Consider the following 21,498-nt stretch of genomic DNA (forward strand, 5'->3'; position numbering starts at 1 on the left):
GCTCGCGCGGCCGGCCATCCCGCTGCCGGCGAGAGCCGGATCTGCACTTCGGAAGAACCCGCCCCCGTGGCGGGTTTTTTTTGGCTTCGGGAGCAGCGCCGCCGGGCGCACGGCGCGCGCTATGCTGGGTTCCCCCGCCGGCACCGGAGCGCCTGCCGCATCCCCACGGCCGCGCCCGCCAGGTGCCTCCAGTCACCGAGGAGATGTGCCATGGCCCGTACGTTCCTGTCCGTCCTGCTGCTCACTGCGCTGGCGTCGACGCCCGCGCTGGACGCCTCCGCATCCACCCAGGCCGCGCCGGCCGACGTGCCGGTGTCGGTGCGCTACGACCACCCCGAGCGATTCGCCGAGACCCGCGAGGTGCGGGCATTCGCACCCGCGCGTGCCAGCGAGGATTACCTCGGCTCGCTCAAGAGCTATATCGAACAGCGCGCGGGCAAGCTGCTCGCCCCGGGCGAGCAGCTCAAGATCGTGATCACCGACGTCGACCGCGCCGGCGCGTTCGAGCCGTGGCGCGGGCCGAGCTTGTCGGACGTGCGCATCGTGAAGGACATCTACCCACCGCGGATCGATCTGCACTTCCAACTCACCGACGCCAGCGGCACGGTGCTGCGCGAAGGCAACCGCCGCCTGCGCGATCCCGGCTTTCTGAACAGCACCACCCAGGCCACCTCGACCAGCAACCTGCGCTACGAGAAGGCGCTGATCGATCGCTGGCTGCGCAAGGGCGCGACGGAGCTGTAACCGATGGACCCACGACCAGGCGCAGCGGCCGAGCCCGGCGCCGCGGGTGGCACCGGCTCGCTGTTCCACGATCTGCTGGGCGAAGACTGGCACTGTCTCGCCGCGCCGGTCAGGCGCATGCACGACGGCGCTGCCTGCATACAGGCACACGGACTTGCCGAGGTGCACGGCGCCCCGGGCCCCCTCGCGCGGGTGCTGCGCCGGGTGCTGGGGCTGCCGCGGCCGGGGCCTGCGCAGCCGATCGGCCTGACGATCACCCGCGCCGGTCAGCACGAAAGCTGGACGCGCCGGTTCGCGACCCGGCACATGCACTCGCGGCTGGACCGCGCCGGTTCCACCCTGCTTCGCGAGCGCCTGGGGCCGGTGACACTGCGGTTCGCGCTGCAGCGTCAGGGCGAGACGATCGACTGGCAGCTGCGCCAGGTCCACGTGCTAGGGCTGCCGCTGCCGCGTCGCCTGCACGGGCGCGTGCTGGCACGCAGCGGTGCCTGCGACGGACGCTACGAGTTCCGCATCGACGCGCGGGTGCCACTGATCGGACAACTGGTTGCGTACCATGGCTGGCTGGAGATCGCCGATGCCGCATGACAATCCGTCCATCGTGGTGTTCGACGGCGTGTGCGTGCTGTGCAGTCGCTGGGTCGACTTCATCCTGCGCCACGACCGGCAGCACCGCTTTCGCCTTGCCGCGATGCAGGGCGCGCACGGGCGGCGCCTGCTCGCCGCGCACGGTCTGTCGCCGGACGATCCGGCCTCGTTGCTGCTGGTGCAGGACGGCCTCGGCCACACCGACACCGACGCGATTGGCCGGATCCTCGCCCAGCTCGGCGGTTTCTGGCGGATTCCCGCCGTGCTGTTGCGCACCGTGCCGCGACCGCTGCGCGACGCGCTATACCGCTGGATCGCCCGCCATCGCTACCGGCTGTTCGGCCAGCGCAGCAGCTGCCGCATGCCCGATCCGGCGCAGGCTCACCGCTTCCTCGACTGATCCGCCCGCGCGGTCGACGCCACCCCGCTTCGCACGTCCAGCGCCGCCAGCGCATTCAACAAGGCCTCGAGCGTGAGCTCGCCCAGGCACGCACGCGCCCCGGCCCGCGGGCGCCGGCCGGCAGCGAGCTGACGGGCCAGCACCACCGCCGGCATGGCGGGAATCTCCGGGCCGTCGCCCGCACCGGCCTCCAGCCACCAGCGCAGCGCCAGCGGCGAGCCGTCGACGGCCACGCCCTCCAGCTCCACCGCCATGCCGCCCACGTCGGAGCCGAAGCGGACAAAACGCTCGCTGAGGCGCCGCAGTGCCCGGGCATGCCGCGGCAGGTCGCGCACCCATCCCAGCCGCACCAGCAGGGCCGCGCCCCACGTGCCCCAGTGCAGCAGGCCCAGCTCCAGCCCCGCGCGAAACTCCACCGTGCGCACGCCGTGGTAGCGCGCCGGGAACAGTGCCAGATCCGGCACGTCGCACAATGCCACCGGGCGTCGCAGCGTGGCGAAACGCTGCCGGCGGTGGTCGCTCCAGCCATAGCCGGTCTGCCAGCGGCCGTCGCGCCAGACCGGCACCGGGCGTCCGCAATAGCCGAGAATCGCCGCCACCGTGGCGTCCCCGCGCGGGGAACGGTTGCCCGGGCTGATCGCACTGCGGATCGCGTGCAGTTGGGCAAAGCGGGGCGCCAGCGCATCGACCACGGCGCCGCTCAGCGCCGGCACGCTGGACGCGCCGCTCAGCACGACGCAACCGGCCGCGCGGGCCCGCGCATCCAGCGTGGATATGCCGCATACGAAGGCCCGCCCGTCGGCGAGGTCGACATAGTCGCTGCCCAGCGCGATGCAGGCCTCGGCCACGCGATAGTCCTGCTGCTGGAACGGGCCGGCAGCGTGGATCACCAGCTGCGGCCGGTGGGCGCCGAGCGCGGCGACCAGATCAGGCGCCTGCACGTCGAGCACGGCCGTCGCCACCGTGCGGTCGCCCAGCACGTCGCCAAGCCGGGCCAGTGACTCCCCGTGGCGCCCCGCCAGCGTGAGCGCCACGGTGGCGTCACCGGCCAGGCGCCGGGCGATGCGCGAGCCGAACACGCCGGTCGCGCCGATCAGCAGGACTCGCAACCCCATCATGTCCCCCGGACAAAAAAAAGCCCGCCAGCGGCGGGCTTTCTCGATTACTGCAACCGCCCGCGTCAGGCGGAGCCGACAGCGTACCCTTTCAGGCGGGCGGCGAAATCCTGCAGCGAGCGGATACCGCTCTGCTCGGCCTCGGCGATCCACTGCTGCAGGCTCTTGAGCGTCTGCTCGGCGCCACGCTGATCCATCAGTGCGGCCAGCCGGCTGCGGAAGTCGAACACGGTGCGCAGGGTGGGGCGCTTGGCCAGCACGGCCTGCAGCTTGTCGTGACCCTCGTTGTCGAGCCAGCGCCCGCCGTCCGCGAGCGCGCGGCGCACGCGGCGCGGCATCGACTTGATGCTTTCGCCGGCATGCTGGGCCTCGTCGCGCATGGTCGGCACGATGACGTCGCGGTAGTAGTCGGTCATCGCCTGGAACCGATGCGTCAGCACGCCCTTGAGCGTCTCGGCATCCGGCAGGCTCACGTTCGGGCGAACGTTAAGCGCCGGGGCCACGCGCAGCACCTTGGCCAGGCCCACGGCACGCAGGCCGCAGATCACCGCCCAGCCGATATCGAACTCCCACTTGCGCAGGGCGAACTTGGCCGAGCTGGGGAAGGCGTGATGGTTGTTGTGCAGCTCTTCGCCGCCAATCCAGAAACCCCAGGGAATCAGGTTGCGCGCGGTGTCGGCGCTCTCGAAATTGCGGTAGCCGGCCCAGTGGCCGATGCCATTGACGAAGCCGGCCGCCCAGAACGGGATCCAGATCATCTGCACCGCCCACATCGCCACGCCGATCACGCCGAACAGCGCGAAGCTGATGAACAGCATCAGGGTCGGCCCCCAATACGGGTGACCTCCGTAGACGTTGCGCTCGAGCCAGTCGTCCGGCGTGCCGCGGCCGTACTGCTCCATGTCCTGCTTGTTCTCGGAGGCATCGCGATACAGCGACACGCCGTCCCAGAACACCTTCTTGATGCCGTAGATCATCGGGCTGTGCGGATCGTCGGCGGTTTCCACCTTCGCGTGGTGCTTGCGGTGGATCGCGACCCACTCCTTGGTCACCATGCCCGTGGTCAGCCAGCCCCAGAAGCGGAAGAAGTGCTGGATGATCGGATGCAGGTCCACACCCCGATGCGTCTGGCAGCGGTGGTAGTAGATCGTCACGGTAAAGATGGTGAGCTGGGTGACCACCAGCATGTAGATCAACTTGCTGCCCCACGTCATGTGGGCCAGCCCGTTGGACAGGAAGGTGAGTACGGCGTCCGGCATATCGAATACGTCTCTATGTGATTGAAAACAGTCTAGTGCAGGGTGTCCGTACCCACCAGCACGGCCGACGCTCAGGGCGTCCCGCACGACATCGACCCGTTCTCGCTCTCGAAAGTACGCGCCGGTTGTTAGAAAGTGGGGGCGCGATGACAATCAGGCAATGAACACGTCGCCACCGCTGTTGCAGATCGATCGCCTCACCCGCCACCGCGCCGGCCGAATGGCCGTGCAGGATCTGTGCCTCAGCCTCGGGCGGGGCGAGGTGCTTGGCCTGCTGGGGGTCAATGGGGCGGGCAAATCGACGACATTGAGCATGATTGCCGGGGCGATGCGTCCCGATAGCGGCACGATCCGCCTGAACGGACAGGACTTCGTGGAGCACCCCGGCCTTGCCCGAACGATGGTCGGCTGGCTGCCCGAGCGTGCCCCGCTGTGGCAGGAACTGACCGTGCTGGAGCATCTGCAGGCGCACGGGCGGCTGCGCAACCTGAACGGCAGCGTCCTGCGCCAGGCGTGTGAAACCATCGTGCAGCGGCTGGAACTTAGCGACATCGCCCCGCGCCTCGCCGGGTTGCTGTCCCAAGGGCAGCGGCAGCGCCTGGGCCTGGGCTGCGCGTTGCTGCACAAGCCCGCGCTGCTGGTGCTCGACGAGCCGGCCAACGCGCTCGATCCGGTGCAGGTGGCGGCGCTGCGCCAGCTGATCCGCGACGAGGCCGCCGCGGGTACGACGGTGATCCTGTCGACCCATCTGCTGAACGAGGTCACCGCGGTGTGCACCCGCGTGGCGATCCTGCATCAGGGCCAACTGCGCTACGCCGGTCCGGTGGAAGACGCGGGCGCGCAGGCGCTGGAGCAGCAGTTCTTCGACATCGCCATGCACGGCCGGAGCGTCGCCGCATGAGTGCTGCCGCGTTGGTGCGCCTGGAATGGCGCCGACTGTTCGTGCGGCCGCTCGGCTGGGTGCTGGGTGCGCTCACGCTCGGCGAGCTGGCCTGGCGCTTCGTGCTGCTGCTGGGCAACTTCCTCGGTGCCCAGGTGAAGCTTGCGGCGCTGCCCGCCGGCCCCGGCTACACCGATCTGGTGGCCGTGCCGCTGTTGAGCAGCCTGTTCACCGGCGGGCTGGTGCCGTTCGGGCTGGTCGAGCTGGCGTTGTTCGTGGTGCCGTTGCTGACCATGTCCAGCGTGGCCGGCGAACGCGGCAATGGCACGCTGCCGCTGCTGCTGTCCAGCGGCCTGTCGCCCGCACGCATCGTGCTGGGCAAGTACACGGCCGTACTTGCCTGGCTGGTGCTCTGGCTGGCGCTGGCGCTGTTGATGCCGCTGTCGCTGGCCCACGCCACCACGCTGGACTGGGGCAAGCTGGCGGCCGCCACGCTGGGCCTGGTGCTGCTGCTGGCGATGCTCGCGGCGATCGGCGTGGCGTGCTCCACGTTCGCCTCGCATCCGGCCATTGCAGCCACCGCCAGCCTGGCGCTCGCGCTGGGGCTTTGCTGCATCAACCTGGGCGCTCAGGCGGCCGGCGTGGACAGTGGCGTGATCCAGTGGCTGGCGCTGGGCACCCATCTGGAGCCGCTGCTGCGCGGACTGGTCGCCACCGGCGACGTGCTGTGGTTCGTGCTGATCGGTGCGCTGGCGCTGGCGCTGGCCACGCAACGCCTGGGCGCTGAACGGGGGCGCGGCTGATGACCATGCACCGTACCCTGCGGCGGCTCGATGGCTGGCTGATCGCGTTGCTGCTGCTGGCGGCGACCGCTGCGGCCGCTTACCTGTCGGTCCGCTACCAGTACGTCGCCGACTGGACCCACGGCGGGCGCGCCAGCCTGTCGCGCGAGAGCCGTGCCGTGCTCGCACAGCTGGACGGCCCGGTCGAGATCGTCAGCTACGCCAGTCCACAGGGCAGCCTGCGCCAGACCATCGCGAACTTCGTGCAGCGCTACCAGCGGGTCAAGCCCGACATCACGCTGCGCTTCGTCGATCCGCAGCTGGATCCGGGCGCCATGCGCGAGCTGGGCATCACCGTCGACGGCGAGTTGCTTATTCACTACAAGGGCCATGAGCAGCGGCTGGACGATCTTTCTTCCGAAGGCCCGATGAGCAACGCGCTGGAGCGGTTGGCGCGGGGCGGCGAGCGCATCGTGGCGTTTGTCAGCGGCGACGGCGAACGACGAGCCGACGGCCAGGCCAACGCGGACATGGGCACCTTCATTGCGCAACTGGAAAGCCGCGGGATGCGGGCGGTGCCACTCAATTTCGCTCAGGTCAGCGCGGTGCCGCAGCACACCGACCTGGTCGTGCTGGCCAGCCCCACCGCGGCGCTCGCCCCGGGGGGCGTGAAGGAACTGGTCGATTACGTGCGCGATGGCGGCAACCTGCTGTGGCTCACCGAGCCCGCGCGTGACGCCGCGCTGCAGGATCCGCTGGGCCTGCGGCCGCTGGCCGAGCTGCTGGGCATCGGCGCGCTGCCCGGCGTGCTGACCGACCGCTCCGCCGCCGCGCTCGGGCTGAACGACCCGCACATGCTTGCGCTGGGCGACTATCCGGCGCACGCCATCACCCGCGGCCTGACCCTGACCACGCTGTTCCCCGAAGTCGCCGCGCTGGCGCCGCTCAGCCGTTCGGACTGGTCGGTGACGCCGTTCCTGCGCAGCGGCCCGCAGGGGCGCGTGGAGGTCGGCAACCAGAGTGACACCCTGCCCGGGCGGCCGCTCGAGTTCGGCTTTGCGCTGACGCGCCTCTCGCCAAGCCCGGACAAGAGCGAACAGCGCGCCGTGGTGATCGGCGATGGCGACTTCCTGTCCAACACCTACCTGGGCAACGGCGGCAACCGCGCGCTGGGCGAGCGGGTGTTCGACTGGCTGCTTGGCGACGACGCGCTGGTGAACCTGCCGCCGCGCGGCGCACCGGATCGTTTCCTGCGCCTGTCGCAGGGCGAGTTGAACGCCGCCAGCCTCGGCTTCCTCGCCGGCCTGCCGCTGCTGCTGCTGGCACTGGGCGGCTGGATCGTCTGGCGCAGGCGGCGGCGCTGACGATGCGCCGCAGCGCACGCCAGCGACTCGCGTTGCTGCTGGGCACCGTGGTGCTCGGCTCGCTGGCCCTGTGGCAATGGCAGCGCGATGCGGCCGCCGCTCCGGGCACGTTGCTGGATAAGACGCCCGAGGCAATCGACCATATCGCGCTGAGCCTGCCCGGGCATGGCACCGAGCACTACACGAAGCGCGACGGCCACTGGTGGCGTGTCGATGGGCCGCCCGTGCCCGCCGATGACGGGCGACTGGGCGAACTGGCCGGATACGCCGCGGCACCGGTGGCGAGCTGGCGGCTACTGGCAGATTTCAAGCCGGCACAGATCGGTCTGTCGCCGCCCATGGCCATCTTGCAGCTGGACCAGCAGACGCTGCGCTTCGGCGACACCTCTGTGACCGGCCCGCTGCGCTACGTGCAGGTGGGCCAACGCGTGGCGCTGGTCTCCGCCCGCTACACGCCGCGGCCATCGCGCGCCGAGGCGGTGCAGGCGGACTGATCCGCGCTTGCCTGACCGTCTGCACTCCCCATATCGGTCGCACCACGTTTCGGAGCACGCACCATGAGCAAGCAGGCGATCGGCGTTGTCGGCATGGCCGTCATGGGCCGCAATCTGGCCCTCAATATCGAAAGCCGCGGCCACGCGGTGTCGATCTACAACCGCAGCCGCGAGAAGACCGACGAAGTCGTAGCCGATTATCCGGACGCGAAGCTGGTGCCGACCTTCTCGCCGCAGGAATTTGTCGATTCGCTGCAGACGCCGCGCCGCATCCTGCTCATGGTCAAGGCCGGCAAGCCCACCGACGACACCATCGCCACGCTCAAGCCACTGCTGGATGAGGGCGACATCCTGATCGACGGCGGCAATACGCTGTTCACCGACACCATCCGCCGCTCCAGGGAGTTGGCCGATGCCGGCCTGCACTTCATCGGCACCGGCGTGTCCGGTGGCGAGGAAGGCGCCCTGCACGGGCCGTCGATCATGCCCGGCGGTCCGCGCGACGCCTACGACCTGGTCGCGCCGATCCTCAACCAGATCGCCGCCCGCGCACCCGACGGCGAGCCGTGCGTGGCGTACATGGGCCCGGGCGGCGCCGGTCACTACGTGAAGATGGTGCACAACGGCATCGAATACGGCGACATGCAGTTGATCGCCGAAAGCTACGCGGTGCTGAAAAGCGTGCTCGGCATGTCCAATGCCGAGCTGGCCAGGGTCTACCGCGACTGGAACGCCGGCGAGCTGGACAGCTACCTGATCGAGATCACCGCGCAGATCTTCGGCAAGCAGGACGCCGACACCGACAAGGCGCTGGTCGACGTGATCCTCGACCGCGCCGCGCAGAAGGGCACCGGCAAGTGGACCAGCCAGAGCGCGCTGGATCTCGGCGTGCCGCTGCCGCTGATCACCGAGTCGGTGTTCGCCCGCGTGCTGTCTTCGCTGAAGGACGAGCGCGTCGCCGCCAGCAAGCAGCTCACCGGGCCGGCCGCCAAGGGGTTCAGCGGCGACCGCGACGCCTTCATCGAGTCGGTGCGCCGTGCGCTGTACCTGAGCAAGATCGTCTCCTACGCGCAGGGCTTCGCCCAGCTGCGCGCCGCCTCCAGCGAATACGACTGGAACCTGGACTACGGCACCATCGCCAGCATCTGGCGCGGCGGCTGCATCATCCGCGCCCGTTTCCTGGAAGACATTACCCGCGCATTCCACCATGACCCGTCGCTGGCCAACCTGCTGCTGGCGCCGGCGTTCGCCAAGGTGGCCCAGGAATACCAAGCCGCCCTGCGCGATGTGCTGACCACCGCGATCCATGCCGGGGTACCGGTACCCTGCTTCGCCTCGGCCATCGCCTACTACGACGGCTACCGCACCGCCCGCCTGCCGGCCAATTTGATCCAGGCCCAGCGCGACCTGTTCGGCGCGCACACCTTCGAGCGGGTGGACCGCGAAGGCAGCTTCCATGCGGACTGGAGTTGACCAGGCACCTTCCGCAACCCCCAACCGCCATCGCGGCGAAAGCCGGTTCCCGGGTCACTTCCCGGGGGACCGGGTCGCTGGATTCCGGCTTCCGCCGGGATGACGGGGATGGCTCCATGACTACGTGAGCTCCAAGCCATGCCTGAACTCCCCGAGGTCGAAACCACCCGCCGAGGCATCGCCCCGCATCTGGTCGGGCGGCGCATCGGTGCAGTGACCCTGCGCCGGCCGGACCTGCGCTGGCCGATTCCGGCCGAAGTGGCGCGGCTGCTGCCGGGGCAGATGATCGAGTCGGTCGAGCGGCGCGCGAAATACCTGCTGCTGCGCACCGAGATCGGCAGCGCGCTGCTGCACCTGGGCATGAGCGGCGTTCTGCGGGTGCTGCCACCGGACGCACCGCTCGGCCCGCACGACCACGTCGACATCGGCATCGCTGCCGAAACCGGCAGGGCCGAGCGCGTCCTGCGTTTCACCGACCCGCGCCGCTTTGGCTGCCTGCTGTGGCAGTGGCCGGGCGAAACCCACCCGTTGCTCGCGGCGCTGGGGCCGGAGCCACTCACCGACGCGTTCGACGGCGACCTGCTCTGGCACGCCTCGCGCGGCCGCAAGGTGGCGGTGAAACTGTTCCTGATGGACAACGCGGTGGTGGTCGGGGTGGGCAACATCTACGCCAGCGAGGCACTGTTCGCCGCCGGCATTCACCCGCGCACACCGGCTGGCAAAGTCTCACGCGCACGCTACGCGCGGCTTGCCGTCGAAGTGAAGCGCATCCTCGCCTGGGCGATCGAGCGCGGTGGCACCACGCTGCGCGACTTTCTCAACCCCGACGGCGCACCGGGCTACTTCTTCCGCGAGCTCAACGTCTACGGTCGGGCGGGCGAGCCTTGTCGGACCTGCGCCGCGCCGGTCCGACAGGCCGTGCTGGGGCAGCGCTCCACCTTCTGGTGCCCGCACTGCCAGCATTGAGCCGGTCATCAACGCGGGAGGCGCAGGCAAGCGGTTGGCCGGCGCGCCGCCCGGGTTCGTGCACGGGGCGCCACGCCTGCCGATCGGCCGGCGTGACGACGCTCACACCGGCCAGCGGAACTCCACGAACGTGTTGTTGAAGTGCGGATCTTCCAGGCTGCCGCCCACGCGGGCGACAAAACCGTCCGGCAGGCCTTCGGCCTCCAGCGGCTGACCATCGACGAAGTGGCCGCCGAGCGCCTCCAGTTCCACCAGCTTCTCGCAGAGCAGGCCGGCATGGTTGGCCGCGTTGTCCGGCACATTGCGCAGGCTGATGTCGGGCCGCCCGAACTTGCGCAGGCCGCGGGTGTGTATCCACGAGCGGCCTGGCTCGGACTCGCCGTCGCGCAGGATCAGCAGATGACTGCGGATCGGAGCGCCATCGGGCACCAGATAGCGTCGGCGCCAGCTGTCGGCGTCGAACAGGCTCACGATCTGCGGATCGAGGATCGCCACGCCACCGATGTCCAGCAGGCCGGCCAGCACGCCCATCACGTCGCGCAGGTAGCCGGTGTCCGCGGCGTCCTTGATCGTGCCGCGCACTACCAGCACCTCCGCCGCATCCACAGCGCGTTGGTAAGCCTGCGGCGACTCCTCCTTGAACAGCTTGCCCATCGCGCCTTTCAGCGGATAGCCGTCCCACGCGCGCAACGCGTGGTGGAAGTGGTTGGTCGACTCGATCCCTGCCGGCAGGCCGGCACTGCCGTAAGGCAACGAAGGCACGCGCACCGCGTCGAACTTGCCGAACACGTAGAACTGCAGAACGATCTCTTCGTCGCTGGGCTGCCAGTGCGGGCGCTGCCAGGCGGGAAACGTGATCGGCAAGGTCATGAGGCATCCTGAAGTGTGGGCGTGACGGCGACGGAGCGGAGCCGGCGTGCGATGGAAACCGGGCGGCCGCCGATGCTGCGCCCTGGCATGTCGAGATGGAGCATAGGCATCGGCGCGGGGGCGGTCTATTCGCCCAGCGGCAGCACCGGCTGCTGCAGCTCAATGCTGCCACGCCCTTCGGTGATGTGCTTGAACTCGGCACGGCTGACGGACACATAGCGGTCGTTGCCGCCGATCTCCACCTGCGGCCCCTCGGTCACCGCGCGACCGCGCTCGTCCACCCGCACCACCATGGTCGCCTTGCGACCGGTGTGGCAGATGGTCTTGATCTCCTCGAGGTTGTCCGCCCATGCCAACAAGTGCCGGCTGCCCTCGAACAGTTCGCCGCGAAAGTCCGTGCGAAGGCCGTACGCCAGCACCGGGATGTTCAGCCGGTCGACCACATCGCTGATCTGCCACACCTGCGCCTTGGAAAGGAACTGCGCCTCGTCCACGAACACGCAGTGCAGCGCCCCGCGCGCACCGATGTCCTGCTCCACCATCGTGAACAGGTTCTCCTCACCGCTGAACCGTCGCGCGTTGGCCTTCAGGCCGATCCGCGATGCGACCACGCCCTCGCCGAAGCGGTTATCCAGCGCCGGCGTGAGGATGAGCGTGCGCATGCCGCGCTCGTGGTAGTTGTACGCGCTCTGCAGCAGCGTGGTGGTCTTGCCGGCGTTCATTGCCGAGTAATAGAAATAGAGCTTGGCCATGGCGGTGGGTCAGCGGGATCGACCGTGCATGGTAACGGACACGCTCGCCCTAGCCTGCCGGCAGTCCGAACAGCACCACCATGACCGCCAGTGCCGCGCCCGCCGCATACGCCGCCCGGCGCAGCGGCAGGTCGCGCGCCAGCGCCGCGGCGAGCACGCACTGCAACGCGTAGTAGACGGCGAAGGCGCGACTGGCGATCGCGATGATGCCGAACACGTTGGCGCTCCACGTCAGCGCGGTCGCCACCACGGCGACGGCAAGATAGGCGCGTGGCGGCGTCATCTGCGGACTCAACTCCGCCAGCAGCCCGCCGGCGCCGCCCAGGTCGGCCACCGCCGCCGACAGCTGCGAAGCGATTGCCGCCAGCACCAGCAGCGGCCCCAGCGACATCGACAGGCGCCCGACGATATCGATGATCTCGGTTTCTTCCATCCCCACGCCGTGGCCCGGCGGCACGTGAGGCAACAGCAGCACGATGAAGGCCACGTAGATGACGGTCGACAGCAGCTGTGCCCAGCGCATGCTGCGCACGCGCAGCGCGGCCGGGTAGCTGGCGCCGAGAAAACGCGAGGTCTCGAAACCCTGCACCAGGATCACGCAGCCGAGCAGGACGCGCAGTTCGTGCCATCCGGGACGCGCACCGTGCGGCGGCAGTGGATGTGTGGCGGGCGCTGCCGGCCACACGCCGGCCAGTGCCGCGAGCACCCCGGCGATCACCGCGAGCTTGAAGCTCACCGCCGGGATCTCGAGACGCTCCACTCCGCGGAACCCTCGTCGCCAGCCCAGCGCGGCCAGTCCGAACAGGATCGCCGTGGTGATGGCGCGCGCGAGGGTCGGGTCCACCCGCCCCACGCCGCGCAGCAGGAACGCGCCGAGCAGGTTCAGGTAGTAGGCCACCGAGATGAAATACGCCAGCGCCAGGCACGCACCGGCGGCGCGGTCGAGCCGCAGCAATCCGACGCGGCGGTGGCTGGACGCGAGCGGCTCGGCGTGCAGGATGTTGAAGCGGATCGCGCTGCCGAACAGCCACGCGAGTGCGCACAACCCGAACATCGCCACGGCGGCGGCCTGCCCGGCGACGTCGGCGAGGATGGGCCCGACCACCAGAAAACCCGAGCCGATGATCGACGCCAGCGGCGTTACCGTGGCGCGCCAGCTGTCGCGCCGACGCAGTCGCGGCAGCCACAGCACGACCAGCACGGGCACCAGGACCGCCAGCGCGAGGGTGTCAACGAGACGAGGGCTCATGCAGCTCCCTGGGTGAAGCACCCAGCATAGCGACACGGCCGGGCGCAGGCGCTCTGCTACCATCCGCTCGCCCGCGCCGCGGCGCGTTCGTGCCTGCCGATACTCCATGCTCAACCCGCAACAAATGGCCGCCGTCGAGTACTGCGACGGACCGCTGCTGGTACTCGCCGGCGCCGGTTCGGGCAAGACATCGGTGATCACCCAGAAGATCGCCCACCTGATCCAGCGCCGGAAACTGGCCGCCTCGAAGATCGCCGCGATCACCTTCACCAACAAGGCCGCGCGCGAGATGCGCGAGCGCGTGGCCAAGCTGGTCAGCGCCGAGGACGCCGGCGCGCTCACCGTCAGCACCTTCCACGCGCTGGGGCTGAAGTTCCTGCAGATCGAGCACGCCCGTGCCGGTCTGCGCCGTGGCTTTTCGGTGCTGGACGCAGACGACAGCGAAGGCATCATCAAGGAGCTTGCGCCCAAGGGCGCGAAGCCCGACGTGCTGTGGGGCATCCGCAACCTGCTCAGCCGCGCCAAGAACGGGGGGCTTTCGCCGCAGGAGGCCCTTGCCGCCGCCCGCGCGCCGCGGGAGCTGGAGGCCGCCACCATCTACGACCTGTACCAGCAGCGCCTGGCGGCTTTCAACGCAGTCGATTTCGACGATCTGATCCGGCTGCCGCTGCGCATCCTGGAATCGGACGCCAAATGCCGGGACGCCTGGCGCGAGCGGGTGCGCTACCTGCTGGTGGACGAGTACCAGGACACCAACGACGCGCAGTACCGCCTGCTCAAGGCACTCACAGGCCCCAAGGGGCACATCACCTGCGTGGGCGACGACGACCAGTCGATCTATGCCTGGCGCGGCGCAAATCCGGAAAACCTCGACCAGCTCGGCCGCGACTGGCCGAACCTCAAGGTGATCAAGCTGGAGCAGAACTACCGTTGCGGCCGGCGAATCCTGCGCGCAGCCAACAAGCTGATCGCCAACAACCCGCACGTGCACGAGAAGAAGCTGTGGAGCGAGCACCCGGAGGGCGCCCCCATCCGGGTGATCGAGTGCAAGGAGGGCGAGCACGAGGCCGAGCGCGTCGCGGCCATCGCCACCACCCTTGCGGAGAAGCACAAGGCGCGCTGGGAGGACATGGCGATCCTCTACCGCGGCAACTTCCAGGCCCGGCCGCTGGAAAAGGCCCTGCGGCTGGCCCGCGTGCCGTACCACCTCACCGGGGCACTCAGCTTCCTCGACCGCGCCGAGGTGAAGGACCTGCTGTGCTACCTGCGGCTGCTGGCCAATCCGAGTGACGACGCCGCGTTCCTGCGCGTGGTCAATGTTCCGCGCCGCGAGATCGGCTCGACCACCCTGGAGAAGCTCGGCCAGATGGCCCAGTCCAGGCACTGCTCGCTGCTCGAGGCGACCCGCAGCGACGGCGTGTTGCGACAGCTCACGGCGCGTCCAGCCGCGGCGCTGGCCTCGTTTTCCAGCCTGCTGGACGAGCTGCGCAGCGCGTCGCTGCACGAGAGCGCCGCGGACCTGGTCGAGCGGATCCTCAGCCGCACCGGCTATGCCGCGCAAATCGCGGCTTCCACCACGGACGCTGCCGTGCGCGAACGCAAGCTTGGCAACCTGCGGGAGCTGGCCGACTGGTTCCGCGCCATGCAGAAGGGCGGCAACAGCGCCGGCGACCTCGCCTCGCAACTGGCCCTGCTAAGCCACGCCGACCGCGACGAGCCAGGCAACGCGGTGCGCATGATGACGCTGCACGCGGCCAAGGGGCTTGAGTTCCGCTTCGTCTTCATCGTCGGTTGCGAAGACGGCACGCTGCCGCACGAGGGCGCCATCGATGAGGGTCGCATCGATGAAGAACGGCGGTTGATGTACGTGGGCATCACCCGGGCCAAGGAGCTGCTGACCCTGTCCTGGTCGGCCCGCACCAAGCGCTACGGCGAAGTGCACAACAACCAGCCCAGCCGCTTCCTGCACGAGCTGCCGCAGGACGACCTGCACTGGCAAGGCAAGGATCCGGAGGCCGACAAGGAAGTGGTGCGCGAAACCGCCGAGTCGCACATGGCCAGAATCGCCGCGATGCTGGCCGACTGAGCCGGTGCCCTCGTTGAACGGCCACGCCGCCCCGTACGCCGCGCTGATCGATGCATTCAACCGGATGGACTGGCCGCGCGCGGCCGCGCTCGCCGGCCCGCTGGTGGCGACGGCGCCGGACCATCCGCTGGTGCGATTCATCGCTGGCATCGCACTGCTCGAACTGGGCCGGCCAGACGCCGCGGCGTCCCAGCTCGGTGCAGCGGTGGCGCTCGATCCCGGTCGCCTGGATTTTGCCAGCCATCACGCGCGCGCGCTGCTCGCCACCGGTGCGGTAGCGCAGGCGCGCGCGGCCGCGCGGGCCGCGCCGCGGCATCCACCACGCGACCCGGCGTCGCTGGACGTGCTCGGCCAGGTGCTGATCCAGTGCGGCGATTACGCACTGGCGCTGGAGGCGTTTTCGCAGGCCGCCGGGCTGGCACCCGGCCGATCCCAACTGCAGCTCAACCGCGCCTCGGCGCTGATCGGGCTGGGCCAGTTCGACCAGGCCGAGCAGGCGCTGGAACAATGCATCGCGCTGTCGCCGCACTACTGGCGCGCGCATTACAGCCTGGCCCACGTACGCCGGCAGAGCACCTCGCATAACCACCTTGCAAGGCTGCAGGCGCTACTGCCGCAGACCGGCACGGATCCCGCCGCCCGCAGCTGCATCCATCTGGCGCTGGCGAAAGAACACGAGGATCTGGGCGACTATCCGCAAGCCATGGCGCACCTGGCGGCGGGCAAGCAGGCAGCACGACCGGCACGCCCCTACGAGCCGGCGCGTGATGCCGCCATGATCGACGCGGTGATCGCCGCGTTCGGGCCGCTGCCGCCGCCCACCGGTATCGCCCCCGCGGCTGGGCCGATCTTCGTCGTCGGGATGCCGCGCAGCGGCACCACGCTGGTGGACCGGATCATCTCGAGCCATCCCGCAGTGAACTCGGCCGGCGAACTGCACGCGTTCGGGCACGCCCTGGCCCAGGCCGTGGGCTCGCCCACACCGCACCTGCTCGATCCACAGGCGTGGGCGCGCACGGCGTCGATCGACTGGCCGACACTGGGACAGCGCTACCTGGCGCACGCACGCACGGTCATTGGCGCGGACACGCGCTTCACCGACAAGCTGCCGCACAATTTCCTGCACCTGGGGGCCATCGCGCGGGCGCTGCCGGATGCGCGCTTCGTCTGCCTGCGGCGCCACCCGATGGACACCTGCCTGAGCAACTTCCGCCAGCTGTTCGCCGCGTCGGCGCCTTATCTCGATTACTCCTGGGCCCTGCAGGACACCGGCCGCTACTACCTGCAGTTCGATCGCCTGATGGCGCACTGGAGCGCGGTCCTGCCGGGGCGCCTGTTGTCGATCGATTACGAGGAACTGGTCGACCGGCAGCAAGCCGTGACGGAGCGCCTGCTGGCTTTCTGCGGCCTGCCGTGGGACGACGCCTGCCTGCACTTCGAACGCAACGCGGCACCCGTCACCACGCCCAGTGCAGTGCAGGTGCGCTCAACCCTGCATCGCGACTCGCTCGACCGCTGGAAGCGCTATGGCAGCGCGATGGATGACCTGCGTCGTGTGCTCGAGGGCGGCGGTGTGCGCGTCTGACCACTGCTCTGCGCATCACCCACCCAATGCTCAGATCAGGTCGCGCGCTTCCAGCTCGCGCTTGAGGTAGGCGTAGTAGATCGGCGCCGCGACCAGGCCAGGCAGGCCGAAGGCCGCCTCCATCACCAGCATCGCGATCAGCAATTCCCAGGCGCGGGCGCGGATCTGCGTGCCGACGATGCGGGCGTTGAGGAAGTACTCGAGCTTGTGGATGAGCACCAGGAACGCCAGCGCGGCGACGCCCACGCCCAGCGACACCGACAGGCCCACTACCGTCACCGCGGTGTTCGAGAGCAGGTTGCCGATCACCGGCAGCAGGCCGACCACGAAGGTGATCACCACCAGCGTCTTGGCGAACGGCAGGTGGATGCCGAACAGTGGCAGCGCGCCGAGCAGGAAGATTGCCGTGAACGCGGTATTGATCAGCGAGATCTTGATCTGCGCGAACACGATGTTGTGGAACGCGTCGGCCAGCTTCAGGCACCGCGCCGAGAGCGCCGCGGACAGCGGCGCGGACAGGTGTGCCGGACGCGTGCGGCTGAGCGCGACGATGGCACCGAGCACCATGCCGATGATGATGTGCAGGATCACCCGCGCCGTTTCCTTGCCGACCAGCTGCAGGCTGCCCGCGTGCTTGCGGGTCAGCTCCATAGCCATCACGCGAAGTTCGTCCACGCTGTCGGGCATCCAGGTAGTGAGCGCGGGCGGCAACTGCTGGCGCGCCTTCTCCACCAGAGGCATCAACTGCTCGCGCCACAGCACCTGCGGATTGCCGATTTCGCTGCGCAACAGGCTGAGCACGCCCAGGATCAGCAGCAGGATCAGTCCCACCACCACCACCCCGATCAACGCCACCACCAGCATGCGCGCGCGGTCGCCGGGAATGCGCCGACCCAGCAATGGGCTGATCCCCTGCACCAGCTCGTACACCAGCAGACCCGCCAGCAGCGCCGGCAGCAGGTGCAGCTGCAAGACCAGCAACAGCGCGAGCGCGGTCAGCACGTAGCTGGCGTAGACGACCGCGCCCGGAGTGCGCGGCGCGGGCAGAACGGTCGGCGTGGACGCCATCGGGCGAGCTTCCGCGAGGGGGGAGAGCGCAGTCTGTCAGTCCCGCCGGGTGCTCGCCAGTCCGGGCGGGTCGACATGTGGCTGTCGTAAACTGGCGCGATTCTCGTCGGTCGACATGCTTCCCAGGATCAGCCCATGCGTTCACCCCTTCCCGCCCTGCTCGCCGCGATGGCACTCATTGCCGGCTGCAGCACCGCTCCCGTGCAGGCGCCGAAGCCGCCCGCTGCCGCGGCGGCCGTGCCGGCCACGGCGGTGCCAGTCGTGCCGGCGGACGACAACCTCAATGCGGTGGTGTGGAGCCAGAACGCGATCGAGCACGACCTGATCTACCTGCAGACCTACCGCAACGCGCAGATGCAGCTGCTGGGCGCCCTGAAGGACACGCGTTGGGACGCGCTCACCCGCGACGACCGCGTAACACCTGCGGCCGGCCTCAAACCGGCCGTGGTGCTGGACGTGGACGAGACCGCGCTGGACAACTCGCCCTACCAGGCGCGCCTGATCAAGAGCGGCGGCGAGTACAACGAGGCCGACTGGGCCGCGTGGTGCCAGCAAGAAGCCGCCCGTGCACTGCCCGGCGCGGTCGCGTTCACCCAGTTCGCGGCCAAGCACGGCATCGCCGTGATCTTCGTCTCCAACCGCGCCAAGGACCTGGACCGGGTCACCCTGGACAACCTGCGCAAGGTCGGCTTTCCGGTGTCCGGTTCCGATGCGTTTCTCGGCCTGGGCACGTTTGTTGAAGGATGCGAGCAGATCGGCACCGAGAAAGGCTGTCGCCGCCAGCTGATCAGCCGCAAGTACCGCGTGCTGATGCAGATCGGCGACCAGATCGGCGACTTCGCCGACGTCATCGCCAACAACGCGGCAGGCCGCGAGCAGGCAGTGGCGGACTATCTGTCGTGGTTCGGCACGCGCTGGTTCATGCTGCCCAACCCGACGTATGGCGGCTGGGAGCCGGCGCTGTTCAACAACGACTGGACTCTGCCACGCGAGGAGCGCCGGCGGCAGAAAGAAAACGCCTTGCGCCTTCAGTAACAGGTAAATCAGCCACTTGCGTCACAAAACAAATCCATTGCCTTAACTTATCGCGGCCGTTACCATGGCGTTGCCGACACCTGCTGCTGACCACAGATTCTGCAGGCAAGGCCATTTCCCTTCCGGCTCTGCCGGGACTAGCCCCGCGAGGCCTCGCCCGCGGGGTTTTCTTTTGTCCGCCCGCGTTCGGCCGGGGCCGGCACGTTCGCCGCTTCACACGGCGGCCTCTGTACGGGGACCTGCGATGTCTGCACATCTTCCGCACGCGCAACCACGACGTCCGTTGCGCCTTGTTACCGGCCTGATGCTGGCAGCTTTCCTGGCAGCCGCCGGCTGTCACCGAGGTGACGACGACGCGGCCGCGTCTGCCGTCGATGCGCCGGCCACCGCCTTGCGCGCCACGCTCGACCGGCTGCGCCAGAACGACGTCAACGGCTTCTGGCGTCTGGCACTGGCGCCGTCGCGCCACGCGGCGGTGCGGGCGGCATGGTCATGCGCGCTCGCGCAGGTACCGATGACCCCAGCCCGCCAGGCGTGGATCGACCACGCGCTGGACGCCGCCGACGCTCCCGGCGCCGCGGCGTTGCTGTCGGCCCGGTGGCAACCCCGGCTGGCCCAGGCCGAGCGGCAGTACGGCGATCAGCTGCCGCTGCTGGCCGGTGTCGGCCGCTCCTTGCTGACCCGGAACCTCGCCGCCGGCGGCTGGCTGGATCCGCCGCAGCAGGCCGATGCCGAAACCATGCTGGCGGCGCTCGCGCCGTGGGCCGGTCGCGCACCGTGGTTCGACCCCGCGCGCGCCTGGCAGCTGGCCGAGCTCGCGGTCGAGACCACGCGCACCCTGCAGTTGCAGAACACGCGGCAGGCGCTGGCGCTGAACCTGGATCAGGCTGCGGCCAAGGCCTCGACGGTTCTTGCCGCGGCCAAGCGGGCGCTTGCGCTGTACGGGCTGTCGGTGGACGCGGCGCTCGATTCGGCCCGCGTCACGCCGCTGACACAGCGTGCGGACGAAGCCATCGTGCAGGTGAGTTACATGCTGGCCGGGCAGCCTCTCGAAGTTACCGTGCGCATGCAACGCATCGACGGGCGCTGGGTCAGCCGGGCACTGGACCAGGCGGCGCAGCGTGGCGTGACCGCTGCGGCGGTGCCGCCGGGCGGCTGCCGGTAGAATAGGCGCATGCCCATGACAACCACGACGGACGCCCCCCACCGCAGCCGCGCGCCCTGGTGGTTCAACCTCACCGGCCACCTGCTGGAGCCGTGGGTCAAGTTACGCCGCGACCCGGCCGAGCCGGCGGCCCTGCTCAAGCCCGGGGTGCCGGTGTGCTACGTGATCGAGCGCGACGGCCTGTCCGACGCGCTGATTCTCGATCGCGCCTGCCGCGAGGCCGGGCTGCCGTCGCCGATGCAGCCGCTATCCGGTACCCGTCGCCGGCGCTCGGTGTTTGCCCTGGGCCGGCACGACGGCCTGCTGCTGGGCAAGAACCGCCAGCGCGCGCCCAAGGACGCGCTCGGACAACTGCTGCTGGCGCTGGAGAGCGATCCCGGCCGCGACGTGCAGATCGTGCCGGTGTCGATCTATGTCGGCCGCGCACCCAGCCGCGACACCGGCTGGTTCCGCGTGCTGTTCTCGGAAAACTGGGTGGTAGTGGGCCACTTCCGCCGCCTGCTCGCCCTGCTGATGAACGGCCGCGACACGGTGGTGCAGTTCTCCGCGCCGATCTCGCTGCGCGCGGCGATCGACGAGGCCGGTGCGGCGGTGCCGCCGGAGCGCTTCGCGCGCAAGATCGCCCGCGTGCTGCGGGTGCACTTCCGCCGCATCCGCGCCGCGGTGATCGGGCCGGACCTGTCGCACCGCCGCACCGTGGTGGATGCGGTGCTCAACGCCGAGCCGGTGCGCGCGGCGATCGCCGCCACCGCCAGCAAGGAAAAGATCACCTATGCCAAGGCCTGGCGCCGGGCGCAGAAGCTCATGCTGGAAATCGCCGCGGACTACTCGCACCCGGTGGTGCGCTCGGCCTCGTTCGTGCTGTCGAACTTCTGGAACAAGCTGTACGACGGGATCGCCATGCACCACTTCGACAAGGCCCGTGCCGCGGCGCCGGGCTATGAAGTGGTCTACGTGCCCAGCCACCGCAGCCACGCCGACTACCTGCTGATGAGCTTCCAGCTGCATCACTCCGGCGTGGTGGTGCCGCATATCGCGGCGGGCGCCAACCTCAACCTGCCGGTGATCGGGCCGATCCTGCGCCGCGGCGGCGCGTTCTTCCTGCGCCGCAGCTTCAAGGGCAACGCGCTGTACTCGGTGGTGTTCAACGAGTACGTGGCGCAGCTGATCGACCGCGGCGTGCCGATGGAGTACTTCATCGAGGGCGGCCGTTCGCGCACCGGGCGCCTGCTGGCGCCGCGCGCGGGCCTGCTGGCGATGACCGTGCGCGCGTTCCTGCGCGCGCCGCGACGGCCGGTGCTGTTCCAGCCGGTGTACATCGGCTACGAGAAGCTGATGGAAGGCAAGAGCTACATCGGCGAGCTGTCCGGCCAGCCGAAGGAAAAGGAATCCCTGCTCGGCCTGCTCAAGGGACTCAGGGTGCTGCGCCAGCGCTACGGCCACGTGGCGCTCAACTTCGGCGAGCCGATCGAACTGACGCCGATGCTGGAAGCGGCCAGTGCGCAGTGGCGCGAGTCCAGCGGCGATCCGGACGCCAAGCCGGAGTGGCTGGGCGGCGTGGTCGATCGCCTCGCCCAGCAGATCCAGGTGAACATCAACCGCGCCGCCGACGTGAACCCGATC

General features: G+C 69.5%; 20 protein-coding genes. 14 read left to right on the top strand and 6 right to left on the bottom strand.

Annotation, left to right across the window (positions count from 1 at the left end; all coding sequences use genetic code 11):
* The first annotated feature begins 210 nt into the window (after positions 1 to 210).
* Genes VFG40_RS07105 through VFG40_RS07115 form a run of 3 tightly spaced genes read left to right on the top strand, consistent with a single transcriptional unit; the run spans position 211 to position 1,732 of the window.
* On the top strand, positions 211 to 744 hold the full coding sequence (locus VFG40_RS07105) for a DUF3016 domain-containing protein (protein WP_324896354.1): 534 nt from the start codon (positions 211 to 213) through the stop codon (positions 742 to 744).
* Between the two features lie 3 nt (positions 745 to 747).
* Complete coding sequence (locus tag VFG40_RS07110; protein WP_324896356.1) at positions 748 to 1,332, top strand: DUF4166 domain-containing protein; 585 nt, start codon at positions 748 to 750, stop codon at positions 1,330 to 1,332.
* A complete protein-coding gene (locus tag VFG40_RS07115; protein ID WP_324896358.1) occupies positions 1,322 to 1,732 on the top strand; it encodes a thiol-disulfide oxidoreductase DCC family protein in 411 nt (136 codons plus the stop codon). Before VFG40_RS07110 ends, VFG40_RS07115 begins: the two co-directional genes overlap by 11 nt.
* Here the strand turns inward: VFG40_RS07115 and VFG40_RS07120 are convergent.
* Together VFG40_RS07120 and VFG40_RS07125 are read right to left on the bottom strand one after the other, a co-directional pair.
* Positions 1,714 to 2,847, bottom strand: a complete 1,134-nt coding sequence (locus VFG40_RS07120; protein ID WP_324896360.1) for a saccharopine dehydrogenase family protein — start codon at positions 2,845 to 2,847, stop codon at positions 1,714 to 1,716. The genes VFG40_RS07115 and VFG40_RS07120 overlap by 19 nt on opposite strands.
* Before the next feature lie 65 nt (positions 2,848 to 2,912).
* Positions 2,913 to 4,106: a DesA family fatty acid desaturase gene (locus tag VFG40_RS07125; protein WP_324896362.1), complete on the bottom strand. Its 1,194-nt coding sequence runs from the start codon at positions 4,104 to 4,106 to the stop codon at positions 2,913 to 2,915.
* Positions 4,107 to 4,266: 160 nt separating this feature from the next.
* Here VFG40_RS07125 and VFG40_RS07130 point away from each other — a divergent pair, with 160 nt between their 5' ends.
* From VFG40_RS07130 to mutM, 6 genes are all read left to right on the top strand, one after another.
* Positions 4,267 to 5,007: an ABC transporter ATP-binding protein gene (locus VFG40_RS07130; protein ID WP_324896364.1), complete on the top strand. Its 741-nt coding sequence runs from the start codon at positions 4,267 to 4,269 to the stop codon at positions 5,005 to 5,007.
* Positions 5,004 to 5,789, top strand: coding sequence for an ABC transporter permease (locus tag VFG40_RS07135; protein ID WP_324896366.1), 786 nt, complete (start codon positions 5,004 to 5,006; stop codon positions 5,787 to 5,789). Before VFG40_RS07130 ends, VFG40_RS07135 begins: the two co-directional genes overlap by 4 nt.
* Positions 5,790 to 5,794: 5 nt before the next feature.
* Positions 5,795 to 7,132: a GldG family protein gene (locus tag VFG40_RS07140; protein WP_324896368.1), complete on the top strand. Its 1,338-nt coding sequence runs from the start codon at positions 5,795 to 5,797 to the stop codon at positions 7,130 to 7,132.
* 2 nt (positions 7,133 to 7,134) lie between these two features.
* Entirely contained in the window at positions 7,135 to 7,626 is a 492-nt protein-coding gene (locus VFG40_RS07145; protein WP_324896370.1) for a hypothetical protein, read from the top strand.
* Positions 7,627 to 7,689: 63 nt separating this feature from the next.
* The gene (gene gnd / locus VFG40_RS07150; RefSeq protein WP_324896371.1) at positions 7,690 to 9,099 is read left to right on the top strand and encodes an NADP-dependent phosphogluconate dehydrogenase; all 1,410 of its coding nucleotides are present in this window, start codon (positions 7,690 to 7,692) and stop codon (positions 9,097 to 9,099) included.
* Positions 9,100 to 9,237: 138 nt separating this feature from the next.
* Positions 9,238 to 10,065 carry a bifunctional DNA-formamidopyrimidine glycosylase/DNA-(apurinic or apyrimidinic site) lyase gene (gene mutM, locus VFG40_RS07155; protein ID WP_324896373.1) on the top strand — a complete coding sequence of 276 codons (828 nt, stop codon included), beginning with the start codon at positions 9,238 to 9,240 and terminating at the stop codon, positions 10,063 to 10,065.
* Positions 10,066 to 10,167: 102 nt separating this feature from the next.
* On the opposite strand, the gene VFG40_RS07160 is transcribed toward mutM, so the two are convergent.
* The 3 genes from VFG40_RS07160 to VFG40_RS07170 all read right to left on the bottom strand — a co-directional run bounded on the left by VFG40_RS07160 (position 10,168) and on the right by VFG40_RS07170 (position 12,936).
* Complete coding sequence (locus VFG40_RS07160; protein WP_324896375.1) at positions 10,168 to 10,935, bottom strand: hypothetical protein; 768 nt, start codon at positions 10,933 to 10,935, stop codon at positions 10,168 to 10,170.
* A 125-nt stretch (positions 10,936 to 11,060) separates the two neighbouring features.
* Positions 11,061 to 11,687, bottom strand: coding sequence for a thymidine kinase (locus tag VFG40_RS07165; RefSeq protein ID WP_324896377.1), 627 nt, complete (start codon positions 11,685 to 11,687; stop codon positions 11,061 to 11,063).
* Between the two features lie 49 nt (positions 11,688 to 11,736).
* Positions 11,737 to 12,936: an Aq_097 family APC-type transporter gene (locus VFG40_RS07170; protein ID WP_324896379.1), complete on the bottom strand. Its 1,200-nt coding sequence runs from the start codon at positions 12,934 to 12,936 to the stop codon at positions 11,737 to 11,739.
* Between the two features lie 106 nt (positions 12,937 to 13,042).
* Here VFG40_RS07170 and VFG40_RS07175 point away from each other — a divergent pair, with 106 nt between their 5' ends.
* Together VFG40_RS07175 and VFG40_RS07180 are read left to right on the top strand one after the other, a co-directional pair.
* Entirely contained in the window at positions 13,043 to 15,022 is a 1,980-nt protein-coding gene (locus VFG40_RS07175) for a UvrD-helicase domain-containing protein (protein WP_324896381.1), read from the top strand.
* Between the two features lie 13 nt (positions 15,023 to 15,035).
* A complete protein-coding gene (locus VFG40_RS07180; protein WP_324896383.1) occupies positions 15,036 to 16,607 on the top strand; it encodes a tetratricopeptide repeat-containing sulfotransferase family protein in 1,572 nt (523 codons plus the stop codon).
* 30 nt (positions 16,608 to 16,637) lie between these two features.
* Here the strand turns inward: VFG40_RS07180 and VFG40_RS07185 are convergent, their stop codons facing one another.
* Complete coding sequence (locus VFG40_RS07185; RefSeq protein ID WP_324896385.1) at positions 16,638 to 17,675, bottom strand: AI-2E family transporter; 1,038 nt, start codon at positions 17,673 to 17,675, stop codon at positions 16,638 to 16,640.
* A 135-nt stretch (positions 17,676 to 17,810) separates the two neighbouring features.
* Between VFG40_RS07185 and VFG40_RS07190 the strand changes: the two genes are divergently transcribed.
* From VFG40_RS07190 to plsB, 3 genes are all read left to right on the top strand, one after another.
* Complete coding sequence (locus VFG40_RS07190; protein ID WP_324896387.1) at positions 17,811 to 18,710, top strand: HAD family acid phosphatase; 900 nt, start codon at positions 17,811 to 17,813, stop codon at positions 18,708 to 18,710.
* Between the two features lie 244 nt (positions 18,711 to 18,954).
* Complete coding sequence (locus tag VFG40_RS07195; RefSeq protein WP_324896389.1) at positions 18,955 to 19,875, top strand: hypothetical protein; 921 nt, start codon at positions 18,955 to 18,957, stop codon at positions 19,873 to 19,875.
* A gap of 15 nt (positions 19,876 to 19,890) precedes the next feature.
* Positions 19,891 to 21,498: glycerol-3-phosphate 1-O-acyltransferase PlsB (gene plsB / locus VFG40_RS07200; RefSeq protein WP_324896391.1), on the top strand; the 1,608-nt coding region annotated here is incomplete at its 3' end.

Origin of the sequence: Dyella sp., from assembly GCF_035685805.1 — a bacterium.
Classification (GTDB): Bacteria; Pseudomonadota; Gammaproteobacteria; order Xanthomonadales; family Rhodanobacteraceae; genus Dyella_A.